The following is a 21,931-nucleotide window of genomic DNA, read 5'->3' on the forward strand; positions in this document are numbered from 1 at the left end:
AGCCACTCCCGAGCACCCCAGAGGGTGACGGGTCCACTTTTGAGTCCGGCCGACCATAGGAAACAGTCGGCCTGCAAAAGACTCCTTAGAAAGGAGGTGATCCAGCCGCACCTTCCGGTACGGCTACCTTGTTACGACTTCGTCCCAATCGCCAGCCCCACCTTCACTCACTCCCTCCCCGAAGGGTTAGGCCGCAAGTTTCGGGTGTTGCCGACTTTCATGACGTGACGGGCGGTGTGTACAAGGCCCGGGAACGTATTCACCGCGGCGTTGCTGATCCGCGATTACTAGCGACTCCACCTTCATGGGGTCGAGTTGCAGACCCCAATCCGAACTGAGACCGGCTTTTAGGGATTCGCTCCACCTTGCGGCATCGCACGCCCATTGTACCGGCCATTGTAGCATGTTTGCAGCCCAAGACATAAGGGGCATGATGACTTGACGTCATCCCCACCTTCCTCCGAGTTGACCCCGGCAGTCTCCCATGAGTCCCCACCATTACGTGCTGGCAACATGGAATAAGGGTTGCGCTCGTTGCGGGACTTAACCCAACATCTCACGACACGAGCTGACGACAGCCATGCACCACCTGTCACCCGCCAACTAAATGACCCCACATCTCTGCAGGTCCACGGGTGATGTCAAACCTTGGTAAGGTTCTTCGCGTTGCGTCGAATTAAGCAACATGCTCCGCCGCTTGTGCGGGCCCCCGTCAATTCCTTTGAGTTTTAGCCTTGCGGCCGTACTCCCCAGGCGGGGCGCTTAATGCGTTAGCTACGGCGCGGAAACCGTGGAAAGTCCCCACACCTAGCGCCCAACGTTTACGGCATGGACTACCAGGGTATCTAATCCTGTTCGCTCCCCATGCTTTCGCTCCTCAGCGTCAGGTAAGGCCCAGAGACCCGCCTTCGCCACCGGTGTTCCTCCTGATATCTGCGCATTTCACCGCTACACCAGGAATTCCAGTCTCCCCTACCTACCTCTAGCATGCCCGTATCCACTGCAGAACCGGGGTTAAGCCCCGGTCTTTCACAGCAGACGCGACACGCCGCCTACGAGCTCTTTACGCCCAATAATTCCGGACAACGCTCGGACCCTACGTATTACCGCGGCTGCTGGCACGTAGTTAGCCGGTCCTTATTCCCCACCTACCGTCAACCCCCAGAGAACCGGGAGCCTGCGTTGGTGGTAAAAGAGGTTTACAACCCGAAGGCCGTCATCCCCCACGCGGCGTCGCTGCGTCAGGCTTTCGCCCATTGCGCAATATTCCCCACTGCTGCCTCCCGTAGGAGTCTGGGCCGTGTCTCAGTCCCAGTGTGGCCGGTCGCCCTCTCAGGCCGGCTACCCGTAATCGCCTTGGTAGGCTGTTACCCCACCAACAAGCTGATAGGCCGCGAGCCCATCCCCGACCGAAAAACTTTCCACCCACGGTCAGGAGACCATGGGTCGTATCCGGTATTAGACGGCGTTTCCACCGCTTATCCCGGAGTCAGGGGCAGGTTGCTCACGTGTTACTCACCCGTTCGCCGCTCGTGTACCCCGAAGGGCCTTACCGCTCGACTTGCATGTGTTAAGCACGCCGCCAGCGTTCGTCCTGAGCCAGGATCAAACTCTCCATAAAGGTCACTCAACCCTGCCCGGCGCGAGGCCTGGGCGGGTAAACCTAGAAGTAATCCTGACCAACCGGGTTGCCCCGGTTCATCAAAGGAACCCTCCACACCGAAGTGTGGTGGGGCCAAAACAAACATGGCTTAAAGAAAATCAAACACGCGCTGTTGAGTTCTCAAGAAACAACCGCTCATCCCGTACAAGCCCGGTTCCTCAGGGAACCTGTCGCTTTTCCGTGGAAGGCGCTGTTGTGCGTTTCCGCTTTGTTGTGTCTTCACTTTATCAGGTGTTCCGCATTCCGCCAAACCGGCGGTTTGTGTGTTCCTGATCGGGGTAAAGCCCGTTTCGCTTCCGCGTTTCCGTGGAGGCGCCCTCCGAGCTTACCGGCCCGAAAGCAGTGCTCGAACCGGTGTGTTTCGGAGGAGGTTCCCGGAACCCGGATCCTCAAAAGAGGTTCCGCCATATCCCGGGGGACATCCGGCACGCCCGCGGTGACCGCGTTCGCTTCGCTCGGAGGAGGTGCCGCGACCCCTCGCGGCCTTGGGCCGGTCGGAGGCGACTCGGAGAACACTACTCCGCACCCACCGGTCTGGCAACTCGATCCCGTGTGACGTGTGTCACACCAGTTGGCCGCCTTAGTTCAGCAGTCTTCCCGTGCCGGTGCCCGGTGCGGCGTACAGCCACTCCACCTCCAGCTCGACGGCCGCGACCGTGGCCGGCGCGTAGGCCGCCAGGGCCTCACCGCCCACGAAGGACGCCGCCAACTGTGCCACCGTCGGGTTGTGTCCCACGACCAGGACGGTCTCCGCGTCGGCGTCGACCTGGTTCACCAGTTCCAGGAGCGTGTCCACGTCCGCCGGGTAGGCGGCCTCGGAGTAGTCCACCTCCGGTCGCGGCGCCGGGTCCATCGCACCCAGTACCCCGTCCAGGGTCTGCCTGGCGCGCCTGGCCGCGGAGCAGACCACGTGGTCCGGCGCGTACCCCCGCTCGGCGAGCAGGCGCCCGACCGCCTCCGCCTGGCTCCGGCCCCGGTCCGTGAGGGAGCGGTCGAAGTCCTGGATCCCGTGCCCGTTCTCGGCCTTGGCGTGCCGCATGAGCAGCAGTGTGCGCGTGCCGTTCATCCCGCTCACGAGGCCAGGCTCGTCGCGACGACGGCGAGCGCGCCGATGAATCCCACCATGATCGCCACGATGACGAACAGTCCCTTCATCCCGGACACCGGGCACCACTCCTTCGGTTGCCGACACGACCCAGCGCGTGTGCTGGCTCGTCCCCGTGGCCCCCAGGTTAGACGCGCTCGCACGCACGGAAGCGGCCGCCCGGGGTTCCCGGACGGCCGCTTCCCGGCCTCGTGGCCTCCCCTACTTGCCGTCTCCGGCGCGGGCCTCCTCCCGGCGGTCGTCCGCGTCGGTGGCGGTGCCCTCCTTCGCACCGGTGTCCCCCTTCTGGGAGACCTCCCCCTGCGGGGTGGCACCGCCGCCGGACTCGGGGGCGCCCTTGGGAGCGGACGCGCCACCGGTCTCGGCGAGGTCGGTCTCGGTGCCCGAGCCGCGGCTCTTGGACCACAGGACCGCGCCGACGAGCACGCCCACGGCCACCGCGGTCACTCCCGCCCGGAGAGCGACGTTGTCCGCGTAGATCACCACGCTGGGCGCCACGATCAGCGCGACGAGGTTCATGACCTTGAGCAGCGGGTTGATCGCGGGGCCGGCGGTGTCCTTGAAGGGGTCGCCGACCGTGTCACCGATGATCGTGGCCTCGTGTGCGTCCGAGCCCTTGCCGCCGTGGTGGCCGTCCTCGACGAGCTTCTTGGCGTTGTCCCAGGCACCGCCGGAGTTGGCGAGGAAGACCGCCATGAGCACACCGGCGGCGATGGCGCCGCCGAGGAACGCGCCCAGCGGCGCGTAGCCCAGGGCGAAGCCGACCGCGATCGGCGCGAGGACCGCCAGCAGGCCCGGGGTGACCAGCTCCCGCAGGGAGTCCTTCGTGCAGATGTCGACCACCCGCGCGTACTCGGGCTTCTCCGTGCCGTCCATGATCCCCGGACGGGTGCGGAACTGGTCGCGCACCTCCAGCACCACGCGACCGGCCGCGCGGCCGACCGCCGTGATGGCCAGGCCGGAGAAGAAGAACACCGCGCTGGCGCCGATGATGACGCCGACGAGCACGTCGGGCCGGTCCAGCGAGAGCGAGAACACGTCGGTGTCCCCGAGCTGTGCCTGCACCGAGGTGCGGAAGGCGCCGAACAGGGCGGTCGCGGCCAGGACCGCGGTGGCGATGGCGATGCCCTTGGTGATCGCCTTGGTGGTGTTGCCGACGGCGTCGAGCCCGGTGAGGATGTCCGCGCCCCCGCCCTCCACGTCGCCGGACATCTCCGCGATGCCCTGGGCGTTGTCGGCGACCGGGCCGAAGGTGTCCATCGCCACGATGATGCCGACGGTGGTGAGCAGACCGGTTCCGGCGAGGGCCACGGCGAACAGGCTCAGGGTGATGGAGCCGCCCCCGAGCAGGAACGCGGCGTAGACGGCGCCCGCGATGAGCAGTGCGGAGTAGACGGCCGACTCCAGGCCGACGGAGATGCCGGAGAGGATGACGGTCGCGGCACCGGTCTCGGAGCTCGCGCCGATGTCGCGGACGGGGCGCCGGTCGGTCTCGGTGAAGTAGCCGGTGAGCAGTTGGATGGCGGCGGCGAGCACCAGGCCGATGAGGACCGCGGCGATGGCGATGAACCTCGGGTTCGGGTCGGTTCCGGCCGCCTCGATCTCGGCCAGGACATCCGGGCTGACGCCGGACAGCCCGTCGAAGCCGGCGGGCAGGTACCAGAAGGAGGTACCGACGACGAGCAGTGCGGAGATCCCCGCGGAGATGAAGAAGCCGCGGTTGATCGCCGTCATCGCCGTCTTGTCCCGGTTGCGGGGAGCGACCAGGAAGATGCCGATCATGGCGGTGAGCACGCCGATCATGGGGACCAGGAGCGGGAAGACCAGGCCCTCGGTGCCGAAGGCGACCCGGCCCAGGATCAGCGAGGCCACGAGCACGACCGCGTAGGACTCGAAGAGGTCCGCGGCCATGCCGGCGCAGTCGCCCACGTTGTCGCCGACGTTGTCGGCGATGGTGGCCGCGTTGCGGGGGTCGTCCTCGGGGATGCCCTGCTCGACCTTGCCGACGAGGTCGGCGCCGACGTCGGCGGCCTTGGTGAAGATGCCGCCGCCCACACGCATGAACATGGCGAGGAGGGCCGCGCCGAAGCCGAAGCCCTCCAGGACGATGGGTGCGTCGCCCCGGTAGAGGAGGACGACGGCGGCCGCGCCGAACAGGCCGAGGCCGACGGTGATCATGCCCGCCACACCACCGGTGCGGAAGGCGATGCGCATGGCGGTGCGGTTGGCGGCGTCGTCACCTCCCCGGGCGGCCGCCGCTACCCGGACGTTGCCGCGCACGGCGAGCCACATGCCGATGAAGCCGGTCGCCGACGACAGCAGGGCGCCGAGGGCGAAGAAGACCGACCGGCCGATGGCGATGGCCCAGGAGTCGGCGGGGAGCATGAGCAGCAGGAACGGGATGAGGACGACGAAGACCGCGAGGGTCCGGAACTGTCGTTTGAGGTAGGCCGCCGCTCCTTCCTGCACCGCGACCGCGATGTTCTGCATTCGCTCTGTGCCCTGCTCTGCGGCGAGGACCTCACGTACCAGCACTCCCGCCACGGCGAGCGCCAGAAGCGCCACCACCATGACGATGATGACGAGGGTGAAGTCGGTGCCTGCCAGTGATAGGGCCATGCCGCTTTCAGCGGCGAGGTTGAGCCCAGACAATCCGTCCTCCTTGAGACGGGCACGACCTTTTCGGCCCCGTCCACCAGAAAACGCGTGGAACGGTTCGCCACGTGGGCGCCGGTTCCGTTGCGCGGCTGCGGACGTACCGCCGTCCGGAAGGAGCCTGAGCTGGCCCGACGGCACGCTTGGCGGGGTCGAAGCGGTGCCACCTTTGGTTGTGGTGCGTACCGCCCGTGCCATGTACTCACAGGCGGTGATCCGGGGATTCTACGCACGGCACCGAAAAAAGATGAGAGCCGGTCCGGGATTTCTTCGAGACAGTCCGAAGATGTGATCTTCCGGTGATCTCAAGAAGAGGATAAATGCCTTTATCAGTAGTATCTGACTTACATAACATCGCATAATGCAATAACACGATGTTAACGCTAAATGTTACATAACGCCATAAATCAGGAATGAGCACCGTTGGCCACATACGCTCCACTGGCCACAGGGAGCACCGCGGTCGCAGCAGGCGGGAGGGGCCCGGCGGCGAGGAGCCGGCGGCGGGGCGGCCGCCCTCGGAGCGTGTTCGGTGAACACGCCCCCGGTCACCCGAGCAGGCGCATCCCCGAGGGGTCGATGCCCTCACCCGGCCGGGCGCGTCCGGCGTCCAGGTCGTCGGCCAGCGCACGGGCGAACGCCGCGACACCGGCCACGTCCACCCCGTGCGGGGCGTCCGGTCCGAACGGCTCCACGCGGTCCGCGCCCCGCCTCAGCAGGCGTGCGGCGCCGACCATGTTGCCGCGCTGGGCGTGGGTGATGCCCACGGCCGTCTGGGCGAGGCCGCGCCACAGCTCCCGCTCGGGGTCGGGCGAGGACTTCCACACGGCTTCGAGGACCTCGTGGGCGGTGAAGGCGTACCCTCCGTCGAGCAGGCGCTGGGCCTCCTCCAGGCCCTCGGCGGCGGAGAACACGGCGTCGTCGGGAACCCGCTCGACCTCGCCCTCGCTCCCGTGCGGCAGCGGCCGCCCGTAGCGGTCCCGGGGACGCTGGTTCTGCGCCTGCCCGGTGACGTTGCGGTCCCGGCCGCCGGTCCGTCCCCGGTCGTCGGAAACCTGCCCGGTGCTCCCGCTCGCGGGCTCCGTCGCCATCAGTGCCTCACCGCCGTTCTCCCTCTCCCCCGAGGGCTCCGTCCGCCTCTCCGGGGAGATCTCCGCCAGCCACTCCACGAGCGCGCGGGAGACCTCCTCGGGACGTTCCTCGTGCGGAAAGTGTCCCGCACCCGGAATCCGACTCCAACGGTAGGCCCCCGCGACCGCGCGCCGCGAGGCGCGTGCCGCCTCGGGCGGGCAGACCGGGTCGAGGGCCCCGTGGACCTGGAGGACGGGCACGCGCACGGGCGCGCGCATCCTGGCGTTGTAGCGGAGGCCGTCCGCGCGCCACCGCGACCGGAAGATCCAGCGGTGGAACTCCAGGGAGCAGTGGGAGACCTTCGGGATGGAGAAGGCGCGGCGGTAGCGCTCCTCGGCCTCGGGGTCCGGCCAGCCGGGGCCGGACCACTCCCGCAGCAGGTCGCCCAGGCGCACGCACCCGTCGGTCAGGAGCCGGTGCTCGGGAAGGACGGGCAACTGGGCCTTGAGCATGTGGCGGACGCCCGGCCCCCCGGAGGCCAGCACCCGCGCGGCGCCGCGCGGGTGCGGAGACGACACCGCGGCCAGGGCGCGCACGACACCCGGGTGGTAGACGGCCATGGTCCATCCGACGAGGCCGCCCACACCGTGCCCCACCACGGCCGCGTCCCGCGAGCCGAGCGCCCGGACCAGGCCGGCGGCGTCCTGGGCGAGGGTGACGAGGTCGTAGCCGCGGGGGGTCTTGTCGCTGGCCCCGTAGCCGCGCATGTCGACGGCGACCACGCGGTATCCGGCGGCGGCGAGCGCGGTCAGCTGGGAGCGCCAGGCCCACCAGAACTGGGGGAAGCCGTGCAGGAGGAGCACGAGCGGCCCCTCACCGGCCTCGGCGACGTGGAAGCGCGCGCCCGCGGCGCCGACGGTTCTGTGGGTCCAGGGGCCGTCGACGTAGGCGGCCGAGTCGTCCAACACGTACGGAGCTACCGCGTCACGGGGGCGGACACCCTGGTGGAGCCGTCGGTGGAGACGGTGTCCCCGGGCGGGCGGATGTCGCCGCGCAGGATGCCGGTGAGGCGGGAGGCGGTCAGCGTGGTGCGCCGCAGGCCCTGCCGCTTGCGGAAGTTGACGAGGGCGAACAGCCCGAAGGCCACGATGAGCAGCAGGTAGGCGAGCGTGACGATGCCGAGGCAGGCCCACGCGGGCAGCTCGAACACCTCGTGCAGGGCGAAGGCGACGGTCACCGAGAGAAGGATGACGAAGATGTGGGCGAGGACCGCGACGATCGCGAAGCCGGCGATGCCCTTGCCGATCCGGACCGCGTCGGCCTTGGCCTCCATCTTGGCCAGCCGGATCTCCAGGTTCACGATCCGGGAGATGTTGCCCGTGGCGTCTGAGACCAGTTCGCTGATGGAGCGGTCGGTGTCCCTGGTAGCGCCAGGTTCACCGGTACCCGGCTTGTCCGCCATCGTGGGGGTTCCCTTCTCTCGGTCCGAACGCGCGCATGATCCTCCGCATCCTCGCACATACCCCGTCTCGCGTGCCTCTCACGGCACGCACAACGACGGCGCCGGGTTTGGTCACACGGGTGAGTACGGGGCGGGTGGGTGGACGGGGAACGGCGCCCCGGCTCGTGGCCGGGGCGCCGTCGGTCGGGAGCGCGTCCCGTGCGGTGGGTGGTCCGACCGGCCGCCCGGTCAGTCCCCGTGCTTGGCGGAGGGCAGCTGCTTGGCGATGACCTCCATGATCGAGGAGTCGGTCAGCGTGGAGGTGTCGCCGATGGCCCGGTTCTCGGCGATGTCGCGCAGCAGGCGCCGCATGATCTTGCCGGAGCGGGTCTTGGGCAGCTCGGGTACCGCCAGGAGCCGCGCGGGCTTGGCGATCGGTCCGAGCGAGGTGCCGACGTGGTTGCGCAGTTCCTGGACCAGGTCCTCGGGGACCTCGTCCCCGCCGCCGCGCAGGATCACGAAGCCGACGATGGCCTGCCCGGTGAGCTTGTCGGCGGCGCCGACGACCGCGGCCTCGGCCACGCGCGGGTGCGAGACCAGCGCGGACTCGACCTCGGTGGTGGAGAGGTTGTGGCCGGAGACGAGCATGACGTCGTCCACGCGGCCCAGCAGCCACATGTCGCCGTCCTCGTCCTTCTTCGCACCGTCGCCGGGGAAGTACAGGCCCTCGAAGCGCGACCAGTAGGTGTTCTCGTAACGCTCGGGGTCGCCCCAGATGCCGCGGAGCATGGACGGCCACGGCTCGCGGATGACGATGAAGCCGCCCCCGCCGTCGGGGACGGAGTTGCCCTCCTCGTCCACGACGTCGGCGACGATGCCGGGAATGGCCCGCATGGCGGCGCCCGGCTTGCCGGAGGTCACGCCCGGCAGGGGGCTGACCATGATGGCGCCGGTCTCGGTCTGCCACCAGGTGTCCACGACCGGCGCGCGGTCACCGCCGATGTTCTTGCGGTACCACATGTAGGCCTCGGGGTTGATGGGCTCGCCCACCGACCCGATGACGCGCAGGCTGGACAGGTCGAACCCGGCGGGGATGTCGTCGCCCCACTTCATGAAGGTGCGGATCGCCGTGGGCGCCATGTAGGCGATCGAGACCTTGTACTTCTCGATGATCTCCCAGAAGCGGCCCTTGTGCGGGGTGTCCGGGGTGCCCTCGTACAGGACCGTGGTGGCCGCGTTGGAGAGCGGGCCGTACACGATGTAGGAGTGGCCGGTCACCCAGCCGATGTCGGCGGCGCACCAGTAGACGTCGGTCTCGGGCTTGAGGTCGAAGACCGCCCAGTGCGTGTAGGAGGTCTGGGTGAGGTAGCCGCCGGTGGTGTGCAGGATGCCCTTGGGCTTGGCCGTGGTGCCGCTGGTGTACATGATGTACAGCGGGTCCTCGGCGTCGTGCGCCTCCGGGGTGTGCTCGGTGCTCTGGGACTCCACGACGTCGTGCCACCACACGTCGCGGTCGGTCCACTCGACGTCCTGGCCGGTGCGCCGGACGACGAGGACCTTCTCGACCGCGGGGCGGTCGGCGACCGCGCCGTCCACGGCGGGCTTGAGGGCGCTCGGCTTGCCGCGGCGGTAGCCGCCGTCGGCGGTGACGACGAGCTTGGCCTGGCTGTCGTCCAGGCGCTGGCCGAGCGCGTCCACGGAGAAGCCGCCGAACACGACCATGTGGACGGCGCCGATGCGGGCGCAGGCGAGCATGGCCACGACGGTCTCGGGGATCATCGGCATGTAGATGGCGACGCGGTCGCCCTTGCCGACGCCGAGCTCGGTCATGGCGTTGGCGGCCTGGGACACCATGTCCTTGAGCTCGGCGTAGGTGATGGTGCGTGTGTCGCCGGGCTCGCCCTCCCAGTAGTAGGCGACCCGCTCACCCAGGCCGTTGGCCACGTGGCGGTCCACGCAGTTGACGGCGGCGTTGAGCTTGCCGCCGACGAACCACTTGGCGTAGGGCGGGTTCCACTCCAGGGCCGTGTCCCAGGGCTGGTCCCACTGCAGCCTGCGAGCCTGCTCCTCCCAGAAGGCGAGACGGTCCTCATCCGCCCTGGCGTAGGCGTCGGCCTTCACGTTGGCGTTCGCGGCGAGGTCCTCCGGCGGAGGGAAGCTGCGCGTCTCGTGGAGAAGGTTGGACAGTGTCTCCTGGCTCGGGGGAGTGCTGTCGGCCACTGTGATTCTCCTTACGTAGGCTGTTCACACCCAATTAATCATGTGGTGCGAGACCGCGTGAACAACCGGGCCGACGTACAGCGGCGGGGACCTTCGGACGCGCGACGAACGGACGGTGAGCGGTCGCCCGCCGGCGACGAGCGGTCCCGCGGCGCCGGTGGAGGCGGCCGGTGTTACCGGCACGTAGTGTTGTCTCCCGTGAGCCAATCGACTTCTGCCTCCGCGTCCGACCCGCTGGCCCGGATCGCCGAACTGCCCGGTGTGGCGGATGCGGTCGCCGACACACGGACCCTGGTCGACCGCCTGCTGGGGCACCGCATCCTGCGCCGCCGCAGCAGCGACGTGTCCATGGAGTCCGCCCTGCGCGGCGCGTGCGCGTCGGCCGCGCTGGAGGGCGCCGAGGTCTCGATCGACGAGATCCGCGAGGGGCACGTGTACGACACGCGCATCAAGGGCGCGCTGCGGGTGTCCGGAGAGCTGGGGAGCCTGGTGGGCACCTGGCCGAAGGCGCCGCGCCAGGCGCTGGCCCGGCTGCACACCCTCGCCGCGGCGGACGCGGTGTCCGATGACGCGCTGGGCCGCCCGCGGATCGCCGGTGAGCGGGTCGAGGACCCGCTGGAGCTCGGCCCGGCCCCGGCCCCGGAGACGGCGCTGGCCCGGCTGGAGGGCCTGTACTCGCTGCTGGGCGTCCGGACGTCGGTCCCCGCGCTGGTGATGTCGGCCCTGGTGCACGGCGAGCTGATGTCCGTCCGGCCGTTCGGCTGGGGCGACGGCCTGGTGGCGCGCGCGGCGGAGCGGCTGACCCTGGTGGAGCGGGGCCTGGACCCGAAGTCGCTGGTGCCGTCCGAGCTGGGGCACCAGATGCTGCGGGACGAGTACGGCCCGGCGCTGCGCGGGTACATGGGCGGCACACCGGAGGGCGTGGCCGAGTGGGTCGTGTACTGCTGCCGCGCGGTCCGCGCCGGTGCGCAGGACTCGCTGGCCACCTGCGAGGCCCTCAAGCGCGGCTGAGCGGACGCGTACGGATGTGCGGACGCGTGCGGGTGTGCGGACGCGTGCGGGTGTGCGGACGCGTGCGGGTGTGCGCGGAACGCGGCGGCGGGCACCGCGTTCGCCGGAGTACCGCCTTTGCCGGGGGCGACCGCGTGCCTTCCGAAAAGGCGGGAAGCCATTCACTTCCCGTACAGCGAACCGCGACGGCAAAAGGTATCGTTTCGGTTACGCTTTCCGGTGTGCGAATGGCGCGGCATTGCGACGGGCCCGCATTGCGACAGGTCCGCGCACACAAACGGGACGACGCCCCGTTCTGTCTCGCGGGGCGCCGTCTCCGACGCGTTCCACCGGGTTAGCAGGCGTCCGCGTTCCTAGTCCGACCAGGCGACCCGTCGGGTCGTCCGGCCTGGACGGGCCTTACATGGCCAAGTGGCGCGTGGGTTCCCGGTCGGCGCGTCGTGGTGGTTCCGAAGCCACCAACTGCTTTCTTTCTACGCCGGTGCCTCCGGTTCCGAAAAGACGGTTGACCGAAGCTTTCCCCCCGGATTCCCGAACCCATACGTAACATCACGTGGTACCGTCTGTGCCGTCGTTCCCCGGAAGGGTTCGCCGGCGCCGCTTCGCGGCCCGCCGCACGTGCTCCCATTTCGCGCATCCGGCGGAGGCCTCCACTTCGGAGAACGGCGCGAGTCTGGTCTTTCGGCGGTCTCGGGGAGCCTCTCCCCGCAGGCCCTCACCGGAGAGCGGACCCGGTCCGACCCCCCGGGACCGGAAACCGCGTGCTCGCCTTCGTCCCCCGCGCAGGCTGAGCCCCGCGTCCGCTCCTACCGCCTGTCGGGCCGGGGCGCGTACCCGCCCCCGTGTACGCGCCCCGCCCGCCAGGTGGACCCGCACCCGAACCACCGCGTCCAGGTCCCCCCGGACCCCGCGGATCCGAGCCCCGCCGGAGTTGTCCACAGCTTCGGAACGGGGCTTCTCCTGTTCCCCCGGATCGGCGAAGGTCGAGGAAGGCCCCCGATCCGGAAGGTCCCATGGACGTCCAGCACCGGCCCCTGCTCGCGACCGCCGACCCCCTCCTCCTCGACGACCTCCTCAGGCTGGCCACCGCGGCCTCCACCGAGGTCACCGTCGCCCGCACCCCCGACCGGGCGCTGAGCCTGTGGCCGCGCGCCCCGCTCGCCGTGGTCGGCGCCGACCTGCACGCGGCCCTGCGCGACGCGGACCCCCCGGCGGGCCGCCACGTGGTCGTGTCCCGCGATCCGCGTGCCACGGCCGCCGAGGGGTCCCGCCTCCTCCTGCTGCCCCGGGACGAGTCCGTGCTGGTGGACCTGATCGCGAGGGCGGCGACGCCCGCCAGGGCACCGGCGCCCACGGTGTCCGTGGTCGGGGGCCGGGGAGGCGCCGGAGCCAGCATGGTGGCGGTCGCCCTCGCCCTGGCCGGCGGGCGGACCGGGCGCTCCACCGCCCTGCTGGACGCCGACCCGCTCGGGTGCGGTCCCGACCTCTACCTCGGCTGCGACCACGACCCCTCCCCCGGCAGGCGGCGGACCGGCTGGGAGGACCTGTTGAACCGGAGCGGCCGGGTCCGCTGGCGCGACCTGAGCGCCGGGCTTCCGGGCACTCCCCGGGTGTCGGTGCTCACCTGGACGCACGAGCGGGAGCCGACGGGGCCGCTGCCGGTCGGCGCGGCACGCGCGGTCCTGTCCTCGGCGAGGGAGGGCACCGACCTGGTGGTGGCCGACCTGCCCCGTTCCTTCGACCCCGCCACGACCGTGTTCCTGAACCGCTCCGACCTGGTGCTGCTGGTGGTCCCGGCGGACGTGCCGTCGGTGGTGGCGGCGACCAGGGTGCTCTCCCGGCTGCGGGACGAGGCGCGGGCCGTGCGGCTGGTGGTGAGGGGCGCCCGGGGCGAGTTGAGCGCCGACGTGGTGGCGCACACGCTGCGGGTGGACCTGGGCGCCGACCTGCCGCCCGAGCCTGGGCTGGCGAGGTCGCTGGCCGCGGGGGACGTGCCCGCCCGACACCCCCGCTCGCCCCTGGCCCGGTTCGCCGACCGGGTCGTGTCGGGCCTCCCCTCGTCGGAGAAGGTCCGGTGAGCGCGCTGGTGGAGGCCGTGCGCAACCGCCTGGTGGCCTCCGGTGTACCGGTGAGCCCGTCGAGCGTGGCGGCGGCCCTGCGCGCGGAGGGAGGTCTGCTGGGCGACACCGAGGTGCTGTCCATGACCCGCAGCCTGGCCGCCGACCTGGCCGGGACGGGGCCGCTGGAGGAGCTCATGGCCTCCGGGGTCACCGACATCCTCGTCAACGGCCCCGACGAGGTGTGGGTCGACGACGGCGGCGGCCTGCGCCGGGCGGGGGTGCGGTTCGAGTCGGCGGACGAGGTGCGCCGGCTGGCCCAGAGACTGGCGGCGCAGGCGGGGCGGCGGCTGGACGCGGCCGTGCCGTACGTGGACGCCCGGTTGCCGAACGGTGCCCGGCTGCACGCGGTGCTGCCGCCGGTGGCGACCGCCGGTACCTGTGTGTCCCTGCGGCTGCCGCCCCGACGGGTGTTCACCCTGGAGGACCTCGCCGGGCGGGGGACGGTGACCCCGGGCGGGGCGGCCCTGCTCCGGGCCCTGGTGGCGGCCCGGGTTCCGTTCCTGGTGAGCGGGGGAACGGGCACGGGCAAGACGACCCTCCTGTCCAGCCTGCTGTCCCTGGTGGACCCGGGTGAGCGGATCGTGCTGGCCGAGGACTCCCCCGAACTGCGGCCCGACCACCCGCACGTGGTCCGGCTCCAGACCCGCCCGGCCAACATCGAGGGCAGCGGCGAGGTCTCCCTGGAGGTCCTGGTCCGGCAGGCGCTGCGGATGCGCCCGGACCGGTTGGTGGTGGGCGAGGCGCGCGGGCCGGAGATCGTGTCCCTCCTGGGGGCCATGAACACGGGCCACGAGGGAGGCGCCGGCACCCTGCACGCCAACGGCGCCGGTGACGTGCCCGCGCGGGTGGAGGCGCTGGGATGCGGTGCCGGACTGGACCGGGCGGCGGTGCACAGCCAACTGGCCGCCACACGGGCCCTGGTCGTGCACCTGGTGCGGGACGCCGGGAGCCGGCGCCTGGCCGAACTGCGGGTGCTGCGCCGTGATCCGGTCGGGCTGGTGTGCGCGGTGCCCGCGGTGTCCTTCGGCCCCGACGGCGTCCGCCGGGACCACCCGGGCGCCGAGGAGGTGGTGGCCCGGCTGGGCGGCGGGTGGCGCCGGTGGTGACCGCGCTGACGGTCTGCGTCGCGGCACTGGTGCTGCTGTGCTTGGTCCCCGGAACGTCGCGGAACCGGTTGGAGACCGTACTGGTCCGGCCCCGTCCCCGGTTCCGGGTGCGGCGGCGGGTGGGGTGGAGAGCACTGTCGGCCCGCTCCGGTGAGGGCGCCGGGCGCCGCCGCGCGGTGGTGGTGCTGTGCCGGGTCCTGGCCGCCGAGCTGCGCGCCGGTCAGCCGCCGGAGGAGGCCCTGCGGATCTCCGTCACCGAGGCGGGTCCCCCGGTGGGCGCGGTGGCCGACGCGGAGTCGTTGCGCCGCGAGGCCGACCGCGACCCCGACCTGTGGGCGCTGGCCTACCTGGCGGTGTGCTGGGAGGTGGCCGCCGACACCGGGGCGGGCCTGGCCGAGGTGGTGGACGCGCTGGCGGAGAACCTCACCGCGCAGGAGGAGCAGCGCACCGAGGCCGCCGCGCGTACCAGCGGCCCGCGTACCACCGCGATCGTGCTGACCGGCCTGCCCCTCGCCGGCGTGCTGATGTCCTCCGGCCTGGGCGGTTCGCCGCTGGTTTTCCTGTTCACCACGCCGCTGGGCCTGGCGTGCCTGGTGTCCGGGGCGGCCCTGGACGCCCTCGGCGCCTGGTGGACCCTGCGCATGGTGCGCTCGGCGACCGCCGTCCCCTGAGCCGCTTCCCCACGGAAGGAAGAACGGATGTTCCTGACGGCCGCGGCGGTGCTCGGAGCCGCCGGTGTGTGGGTGCTGCTGGGAGGGGGACCGGCACGCGGACTGCGGCGGCCCCTCCCCGGGCCTCGGCGCGGGGGTCCGCCGGTCCGGCGGTTGGGACCGGCCCTGGCGGGCGCTTTCTCCCTCGCCGTGGCGACGGCCCTGTTCGGGATGCTCGGAGGCCTCCTCGCGGCCGGGGTGTGCGCGGCCCTGTGGGTGCGTGCCCGCGGGGCCGGTGCCCGAACCGAGCGGCTTCCGGTGACCGCCGACCTGCCCGTGGTGATCGGTCTGCTCGCCGCGGGCATCCGCTCGGGGGCGACGGTGCCCGTCTGCCTCACGGCGGTCTCCCGCGCGGCGCGGGGAAGGCTGGGGGAGGAGCTGTCGGCGGTGGCCGAGCAGTTGCGCCTGGGTGCGGACCCCGTCGGGGCGTGGCGGAGTCCGGCGCTCCCCGAGCCCCTGGTCGCGGTGGGACGCGACCTGGCGCGGGCCGCGGACACGGGGGCGCCGGTCGCGGACCTGCTGGACCGGCACGTGGCCGACCTGCGCCGGGCCCTGCGTGCCCGGGGGACGGCCCGGGTGGAGCGGCTGGGCGTGCTGGTGGTGGCGCCTCTGGGACTGTGCTTCCTGCCCGCGTTCGTGCTGATCGGGATCGTCCCGATGGCCGCCGAACTCCTGTCCCGGGCCCTGGGCGGCTGAGCCCGTGCTCTGGCCGGCCGGTCCGGACCAGAGCACCGGGCGCGGGTCCGACGCGGGAGAAGCGCCTCCCCGGCCAGGAGACCCGGCTACCCGGGACCCGGCGCCGCCGCCCCTCGTATCCCCGCTGGGCCTGGGCTCGGGCTCGGGATCAGCCTCGGATTCGGACTCGGACTCGGGCTCGGCGAAGGAGGAGGACGCCCCGGGGAGGAGGCCCGGCGCCGCCGCCCCTCGTACGGGGTGGGGAAGCGCGGCCACCCGACGGACAGGCGCATGGCCAGTACGGCGACGCACAGCACCAGCAGGATGCCGGTGGAGACGTTGCCGACGATCCGGAACGCGGTGTCGACCGGGCCCGGAGCCGCCGCCGTGCGGTGGGCCACCGGCCCGTCGACGGGTGGCGGTGCGGCCGCCGTGTGGCGGGCGGCCCCACCCGGTGGCTCGGACGGCCGGGAGTCGCGGGAGCGCGCGGACGGGGTGGCGCACGGCTTCGGATCCCCGGGGTCGGCGGTGGGTGAGGCGGCCGCGGCGGCGCAGGGGGACGGCCCGCCCCCGGGTTGGGCGGGGCCGCACAGCAGGAGGGCGCACATCAGCGTGGAGACGGGTGCGGGGCTCATTCCACTTCCTCGTGGGAGAGTGCGGCCGGTCCCGCGCGGGCGCGCGCCGTGACGGACCGGTCGATGAGGGAGGAGGGGACCGAGACCACCACCTCGGCGGTGGAGCCGGTGAGGACGCAGGACCGGAGGGAGGCCCCGTTGGCCTCGGCGGTGTCCCGGGCCCGCGCACAGGCTTGTTCCGTTCCGTGGACGGCCCGGGCGGCGGCCGCGAGGGCGGCGAGATCGGCGGCGGCGGTGGCGCGGTCCCTGTCGAGCCGTGCCGTGGCCGTCGCGAGGACGGCGAGGGTGGCGAACCAGAGCAGTGCGCCCAGGGCGGTCCACCAGACGGTGGCGGAGCCGGAGTCGGAGCGCACGGGGTCAGCTCCCGGGTTCGAGGGGGACGGCGGCGCTGCCGTCCACCTCCAGCGGAAGGGCGGACAGGGGGCCGATGCGGGGCCGGGCCCGTACGGTGACGCGGGCCATGCCCCCGTCCTCGGACAGGTGGACGTCCGCGCCCTCGGGTGCGGCGGACAGGGCCAGGGCGCGGACCCGGTCGTGGTGTTCGCCCCGGGCCAGGGCCCGCGCCCCCACACGCGCGGCGTCGGCGCAGGAGAGCTCGGCCGACGCCGCCCCGACCGCTCCGAGGGCCACGCCCAGGACCAGCAGCAGGGAGGGCAGCGTCATCGCCGCCTCCGCGGTGACCGAGCCGCGGTCAAAAGCCCGAGCTGAGCGCATCGACGACGAGGTTGGTGAGGGCCTCACTGACCGCTCCGCTGGTGAGGACGGCGTAGAGGACGCCGGCGAACGCGACGGCGGTGATCGTGCAGAAGGCGTACTCGGACGTGGTCATCCCGGCGTCGTCCCCGACGGGGCGCGGAAGAGGGCGGGTGGGAGCGAACATGGTGGTCTCCTGGCCGGGGGCCGACGGGGTGCCGACCCTCTTCCTCCAGGTTCGGGTGGCCGGAGCCGATACGAAAGCCCCGCCCCCAACCTGTGGAAAACTCCGCGCACCACCGCACCGAGCGCAAGCTCCCAGGCAGGGAGCCGGGCGCCCAAGGCCTGTGGACGGGAGGTGAAAGGGTGACACTCTTCCAACGGACGCCACCGCTGCCGCAAGCGGTAAAGGCGGGCCCCGGATGCCGAAATCATCCGGGGTCCGCCCCACCTCCCAAGGATCCCACACAGCCGTGCAGGAAGAAGTTCCATGACCACGAAGACCGCCGTTCTCATCGCCTGGGGCACCATGGCCCTGGCCCTGATCTCCGTCATCACCGGCACCCTCAACCAGGGCACCGCCTGGTGGGTCTGGGTCATCTGGGCCGGCCTGGCCACGGGGGTGGGTGTCGTCCACCTTCTGGCCCGCCGAGCCGGACTGATGTAGCACCCGAACCGCCGGCGCCCCGCTCCTCCTTCGGAAGGGATGGGGTGCTCCTTCGTGTGCCCGGCGTCAGGAAAGGTACGGCTCCGGGGGCGGATCGCTGAGCGCCGAGGGCACCCACCCGACGAAGTGCCACAGGAGAGGCCCCCGAGCATCCCTCCTCGAAGCTTCTCCACGTACCTAACGCAGAGGGTTCCACCGGCCGATGTAGGCCGCCGCCAGCCTCACCCACACCCGCACAAATCCGGGCGACGGCGCACTATGACCAGCGAAAACAATCACGTCGCTTCTCGATCGGCGCAGAAGGCGTACTCGGACGTGGTCATCCCGGCGTCGTCCCCGACGGGGCGCGGGAGAGGGCGGGTGGGAGCGAACATGGTGGTCTCCTGGCCGGGGGCCGACGGGGTGCCGGCCCTCTTCCTCCAGGTTCGGGTGGCCGGAGCCGATACGAAAGCCCCGCCCCCAACCTGTGGAAAACTCCGCGCACCACCACACCGAGCGCAAGCTCCCAAGCAGGGCGCGGGCGGGCCGCGCGGTGGCCGGGGCGGGCGGGATGACCGGTGTCCACACGGCCCCGGAGGCGTCCGTGCGGCGGGCGGGGGACGTCCACGGCCCGTGGACGGGGTCAGTCCGCGTCGCCCCCGCCGGCGAGCACCTCGTCCAGCAGCCGCAGCGCCCCGGACTTGCTCAGCGGCTCGTTGCCCGTACCGCACTTGGGCGACTGGATGCAGGAGGGGCAGCCCTGGTCGCACTCGCAGTCGGCGATGGCCGCGCGGGTCGCGGACAGCCACCTCCGGGCCGCCGAGTACCCCCGTTCGGCGAAGCCCGCGCCGCCCTCGTACCCGTCGTAGACGAACACCGTCAGCCTGCCCGTGTCACCGTGCACGGAGGTGGACACCCCGCCGATGTCCCAGCGGTCGCAGGTCGCCAGCAGCGGCAGCAGGCCGATCGCGGCGTGCTCGGCCGCGTGGGCGGCGCCCAGCAGCCCCACGTCCTCCCCGCGCAGCCGCGCCTCGCCCTCGGCGGGCAGAGTCCACCACACCGCGCGGGTGTCGAGGGTGCGCTCGGGCAGGTCCAGCGGCTGCTCCCCCAGCACCGAGCCGGTGCGCACGTCCCGTTTGAGGAAGCCCACCACCTGGCGGACCACCTGCACCTCGCCGAAGTACACGGTGGCCCCGCTCGGCCACCGCTCCTCCCTCAGCACCGACCGGACGGTGATGTCGGTGGTGTCGCGCGCCCAGGTGCCGTAGGGCGGCTCGGCGGCGTGGACCAGGGCGACCCCCTCGTCGAGGTCGAGGGAGTCGACCAGGTACGTGGAGCCCTGGTGCAGGTACACCGCGCCGGGGTGCACGGTGCCGTGGGCGGCGGGCTCGTCGACCTCTCCGAGAAGCTGTCCGCTCTCGGTGTCGACGATCTGTACCGGCGGACCACCCGCTCCCCGGATATCGGCCAGGTCACTAGCTCGTTCGTTGCTGGTCCAGAACCAACCACGTGGGCGCTTGCGCAGCAGTCGTCGCTCGACGAGTTCGTCGAGCCGCTCCTCGGTCGTCTCACCGAAGAGCGCGAAGTCGTCCTTGGTGACCGGCAGTTCCTGGGCGGCCGCGCACAGGTGCGGACCCAGGATGTGCGGGTTTTCCGGGTCAAGGACGGTGGCCTCTACGGACCGGCCGAAAATGGCTTCCGGGTGGTGCGCCAGGTAGGTGTCCAACGGGTCGTCCCGGGCGATGAACACCGCCAGCGAGTCCTCCCCGCGCCGCCCGGCGCGGCCCGCCTGCTGCCACAGCGACGCCAGCGTCCCCGGCCATCCGACGATGAGCACCGCGTCCAGACCGCTGATGTCCACCCCCAGTTCCAGGGCGTTGGTGCTGGCCAGGCCCAGGAGCTCCCCCGAGCGCAGCGCCTCCTCCAGCTCCCGGCGCTCCGAGGGCAGGTATCCGCCCCGGTAGGCGGCCACCCGCCCGGCCAGGGCGTGGTCGCCGCGCTCGGACAGCAGCCGCTGGGTGGTCAGCGCGACCACCTCCGCGCCCTGACGGGAGCGCACGAACACCAGTGTGCGCACACCGTCCCGTACCAGGTCGGCGAGCATCTCGGCGGCCTGGGAGGGGGCCGTCCGGCGGATCGGGGCGCCGTGCTCACCGGTCAGGTCGGTCAGCTCCGGCTCCACCAGCGCCACGGACATCCCCGGACGCGGTGAGCCGTCCTCGCTGACCGCCGTGACGGGCACCCCGGTCAGCCGGGTGGCGCTCTCGGCCGGACCGCCCGAGGTGGCCGAGGCCAGCACGAACACCGGCTCCGAGCGGTAGCGGGCGCAGATCCGCCGCAGCCGCCGCAGGATCTGCGCGACGTGCGAGCCGAAGACGCCCCGGTACCGGTGGGCCTCGTCGATCACCACGTAGCGCAGCCGCCGCAGGAAGCGCGACCACGCCCCGTGGCGGGGCAGGACGCCGTGGTGCAGCATGTCCGGATTGGTCAGCACGTAGTTGCCGTGCCCGCGCACCCAGGAGCGCTCCTCGAAGGAGGTGTCACCGTCGTAGACGGCCGCCCGCACGCCCGGCAGGGCCAGGTCCGATATCCACCGCAACTGGTCCTGGGCGAGTGCCTTGGTGGGCGACAGGTAGAGCACGGTTCCGCCCGCGTCAACCGCTTCCACCGCGGGCATAAGAAAGGCGAGCGACTTTCCCGAGGCGGTACCCGTGGCTATGATCACATCACGGCCCGAGCGTGCGAGGTCGGCGGCTTCGACCTGGTGGGACCACGGCCTGGTGATCCCCCGGTCGGCGAGTCTCTCGACCAGGTGGGGCGCGGTCCATTCCGGCCACTCCCCGCCCACCCCGCCGTTACGGGCTACGTGTTCGATGTGGGTCACCTGCGGGTACCGGGTATCGTCACGCCACACACCGGGGAGCACGGGCTCCGGTCGCCTCATCCGAGACCCCTCCTCACTGGACGCCTTCGAGGTCCGCGGGCACCTGACGACGAAGGGTGAGGCACCGGGACATCGGTTTCAGTGTGACATCCGGGGGAACAGTGGCGCGGTGTCACGGTTTTTCTGTGCATCACAGGAAGACGCACTCGACACGCGTGGTTGAATGCGTGCTGGTGGGGTAACGCCCGGCAGAGATCATTCGCGATTTTTCGCGGTTCGGCGCTGGAGGACTAGTGGACTTGAAGCTTGATCATTACACCGAGGGCGACACCGAGATCGTCGTCGTTGAGGGTGAGATCGATGTCTATACCGCGCCCCGGCTCCGCGAGCTGCTGATCGACCTGGTCAACAAGGGCAACTTCCATCTCGTGGTCAACATGGAGAAGGTGGAGTTCCTGGACTCGACGGGCCTCGGTGTGCTTGTGGGCGGGCTCAAGCGCGTCCGGGCCCACGACGGGACGCTCGACCTCGTCTGTACCCAGGAGCGCATCCTGAAGATCTTCCGGATCACCGGTCTGACCAAGGTCTTCGGTATCCACAGCTCGGTGCAGGAAGCCATCGACAAGCGTTCGGCGAAGTAGCCCAGAGCGAGCGATGGCAACCATCACGCTCACGATCAGCGCGCTTCCGGCCCACGTGCGCACGGCGCGGCTCATGGCCGCGACCGTGGCGCGTCGGGCGGGTATCGCCGCCTCCGCGATCGACGAGATCAGGCTGGCCGTCGGCGAGGCGTGTTCCCGGGCGGTGGCGGCGCACAAGCTGCACTGCCCGACACAGCCGATCCTGCTCCAGCTGATCGACGGCAAGGAATCCGAGGCGTCGGAGTCCCGTACCGACGCCGCGAGCCGGCTCCTGCCCGTCAACGGGAACACGGCGCAGCGTTTCGAGGTCGTCGTCTCCGACCGTGCCCCCGCCAAGGACACGGAGGAGAGGGCCGGCACGTCCATGCTCGACGGGCTCTTTCTCGACGGTGACGACACGCCCCCCGGCGGGATCTCCGGCTTCTCCCCGGGCCTGGGCCTTGCGGTCATCACGGGCCTGGCCGACGAGGTGGAGATCGATCCCAGCGACCGGGGCACCGTCGTGCGGATGAGCTGGCCGCTGGCGGCGGAGCACCCCTCCGACCCGCGCTCGAACTAGCTCCGGCGCGACCGACACACGTGAGGGCGCCCTCCTCCGGGAGGGCGCCCTCCTCGCGTGTCCGGCGGCCGACGGTCCGCGGAGCCGGCGGCCGGG

18 protein-coding genes, 1 rRNA gene and 1 pseudogene are annotated in these 21,931 nt (G+C 71.4%); 8 read left to right on the forward strand and 12 right to left on the reverse strand.

Annotated elements, in window-relative coordinates; genetic code table 11:
* Nucleotides 1-89: 89 nt before the first annotated feature.
* The 7 genes and pseudogenes from NOSIN_RS21375 to acs all read right to left on the reverse strand — a co-directional run bounded on the left by NOSIN_RS21375 (nt 90) and on the right by acs (nt 10,155).
* Nucleotides 90-1,621, reverse strand: a 16S ribosomal RNA gene (locus NOSIN_RS21375).
* 622 nt (nt 1,622-2,243) lie between these two features.
* Nucleotides 2,244-2,729 carry a SixA phosphatase family protein gene (locus NOSIN_RS21380; RefSeq protein ID WP_077692461.1) on the reverse strand — a complete coding sequence of 162 codons (486 nt, stop codon included), beginning with the start codon at nt 2,727-2,729 and terminating at the stop codon, nt 2,244-2,246.
* Nucleotides 2,730-2,969: 240 nt separating this feature from the next.
* Nucleotides 2,970-5,387, reverse strand: coding sequence for a sodium-translocating pyrophosphatase (locus tag NOSIN_RS21385; protein WP_077692462.1), 2,418 nt, complete (start codon nt 5,385-5,387; stop codon nt 2,970-2,972).
* Between the two features lie 584 nt (nt 5,388-5,971).
* Complete coding sequence (locus NOSIN_RS27885) at nt 5,972-6,514, reverse strand: DUF309 domain-containing protein (protein WP_227015205.1); 543 nt, start codon at nt 6,512-6,514, stop codon at nt 5,972-5,974.
* Between the two features lie 96 nt (nt 6,515-6,610).
* Nucleotides 6,611-7,462: pseudogene (locus NOSIN_RS27890) on the reverse strand (alpha/beta fold hydrolase); the annotation flags it as partial.
* A gap of 8 nt (nt 7,463-7,470) precedes the next feature.
* Nucleotides 7,471-7,956 carry a phage holin family protein gene (locus NOSIN_RS21395; RefSeq protein WP_077692464.1) on the reverse strand — a complete coding sequence of 162 codons (486 nt, stop codon included), beginning with the start codon at nt 7,954-7,956 and terminating at the stop codon, nt 7,471-7,473.
* A 228-nt stretch (nt 7,957-8,184) separates the two neighbouring features.
* Entirely contained in the window at nt 8,185-10,155 is a 1,971-nt protein-coding gene (acs, locus tag NOSIN_RS21400; RefSeq protein WP_077692465.1) for an acetate--CoA ligase, read from the reverse strand.
* A gap of 198 nt (nt 10,156-10,353) precedes the next feature.
* On the opposite strand from acs, the gene NOSIN_RS21405 reads away from it, so the two are divergent.
* From NOSIN_RS21405 to NOSIN_RS21425, 5 genes are all read left to right on the forward strand, one after another.
* On the forward strand, nt 10,354-11,166 hold the full coding sequence (locus tag NOSIN_RS21405) for a Fic family protein (RefSeq protein ID WP_077692466.1): 813 nt from the start codon (nt 10,354-10,356) through the stop codon (nt 11,164-11,166).
* A 1,013-nt stretch (nt 11,167-12,179) separates the two neighbouring features.
* Nucleotides 12,180-13,244 (forward strand): septum site-determining protein Ssd, encoded by a 1,065-nt coding sequence (gene ssd / locus NOSIN_RS21410; RefSeq protein WP_077692467.1) that lies wholly within the window; start codon nt 12,180-12,182, stop codon nt 13,242-13,244.
* The gene (locus tag NOSIN_RS21415; RefSeq protein ID WP_077692468.1) at nt 13,241-14,392 is read left to right on the forward strand and encodes a TadA family conjugal transfer-associated ATPase; all 1,152 of its coding nucleotides are present in this window, start codon (nt 13,241-13,243) and stop codon (nt 14,390-14,392) included. Before ssd ends, NOSIN_RS21415 begins: the two co-directional genes overlap by 4 nt.
* Nucleotides 14,377-15,063: a type II secretion system F family protein gene (locus NOSIN_RS21420; protein WP_077692469.1), complete on the forward strand. Its 687-nt coding sequence runs from the start codon at nt 14,377-14,379 to the stop codon at nt 15,061-15,063. Before NOSIN_RS21415 ends, NOSIN_RS21420 begins: the two co-directional genes overlap by 16 nt.
* 27 nt (nt 15,064-15,090) lie before the next feature.
* Complete coding sequence (locus NOSIN_RS21425; RefSeq protein ID WP_077692470.1) at nt 15,091-15,798, forward strand: type II secretion system F family protein; 708 nt, start codon at nt 15,091-15,093, stop codon at nt 15,796-15,798.
* An 86-nt stretch (nt 15,799-15,884) separates the two neighbouring features.
* Here the strand turns inward: NOSIN_RS21425 and NOSIN_RS27505 are convergent, their stop codons facing one another.
* From NOSIN_RS27505 to NOSIN_RS21445, 4 genes are read right to left on the reverse strand one after another with little or no spacing between them, the layout of a single operon-like run.
* A complete protein-coding gene (locus NOSIN_RS27505) occupies nt 15,885-16,412 on the reverse strand; it encodes a hypothetical protein (protein ID WP_193371949.1) in 528 nt (175 codons plus the stop codon).
* Nucleotides 16,409-16,765, reverse strand: coding sequence for an Rv3654c family TadE-like protein (locus tag NOSIN_RS21435; RefSeq protein ID WP_077692471.1), 357 nt, complete (start codon nt 16,763-16,765; stop codon nt 16,409-16,411). Before NOSIN_RS21435 ends, NOSIN_RS27505 begins: the two co-directional genes overlap by 4 nt.
* Before the next feature lie 4 nt (nt 16,766-16,769).
* Entirely contained in the window at nt 16,770-17,075 is a 306-nt protein-coding gene (locus NOSIN_RS21440) for a TadE family type IV pilus minor pilin (RefSeq protein ID WP_077692472.1), read from the reverse strand.
* Nucleotides 17,076-17,103: 28 nt separating this feature from the next.
* Nucleotides 17,104-17,292: a DUF4244 domain-containing protein gene (locus NOSIN_RS21445; RefSeq protein WP_227015202.1), complete on the reverse strand. Its 189-nt coding sequence runs from the start codon at nt 17,290-17,292 to the stop codon at nt 17,104-17,106.
* A gap of 303 nt (nt 17,293-17,595) precedes the next feature.
* On the opposite strand from NOSIN_RS21445, the gene NOSIN_RS27335 reads away from it, so the two are divergent.
* Nucleotides 17,596-17,772, forward strand: a complete 177-nt coding sequence (locus tag NOSIN_RS27335; RefSeq protein ID WP_170293745.1) for a hypothetical protein — start codon at nt 17,596-17,598, stop codon at nt 17,770-17,772.
* Nucleotides 17,773-18,394: 622 nt separating this feature from the next.
* Here NOSIN_RS27335 and NOSIN_RS21450 read toward each other — a convergent pair.
* Nucleotides 18,395-20,695: a DEAD/DEAH box helicase gene (locus NOSIN_RS21450; protein ID WP_171986618.1), complete on the reverse strand. Its 2,301-nt coding sequence runs from the start codon at nt 20,693-20,695 to the stop codon at nt 18,395-18,397.
* A gap of 233 nt (nt 20,696-20,928) precedes the next feature.
* Between NOSIN_RS21450 and NOSIN_RS21455 the strand changes: the two genes are divergently transcribed.
* Together NOSIN_RS21455 and NOSIN_RS21460 are read left to right on the forward strand one after the other, a co-directional pair.
* Nucleotides 20,929-21,276, forward strand: coding sequence for an STAS domain-containing protein (locus NOSIN_RS21455; RefSeq protein WP_073701915.1), 348 nt, complete (start codon nt 20,929-20,931; stop codon nt 21,274-21,276).
* Nucleotides 21,277-21,289: 13 nt separating this feature from the next.
* Entirely contained in the window at nt 21,290-21,835 is a 546-nt protein-coding gene (locus tag NOSIN_RS21460; RefSeq protein ID WP_077692473.1) for an ATP-binding protein, read from the forward strand.
* Nucleotides 21,836-21,931: the final 96 nt, after the last annotated feature.

The sequence above is a fragment of the Nocardiopsis sinuspersici genome (assembly GCF_001998325.1).
Taxonomy (GTDB): domain Bacteria; phylum Actinomycetota; class Actinomycetes; order Streptosporangiales; family Streptosporangiaceae; genus Nocardiopsis; species Nocardiopsis sinuspersici.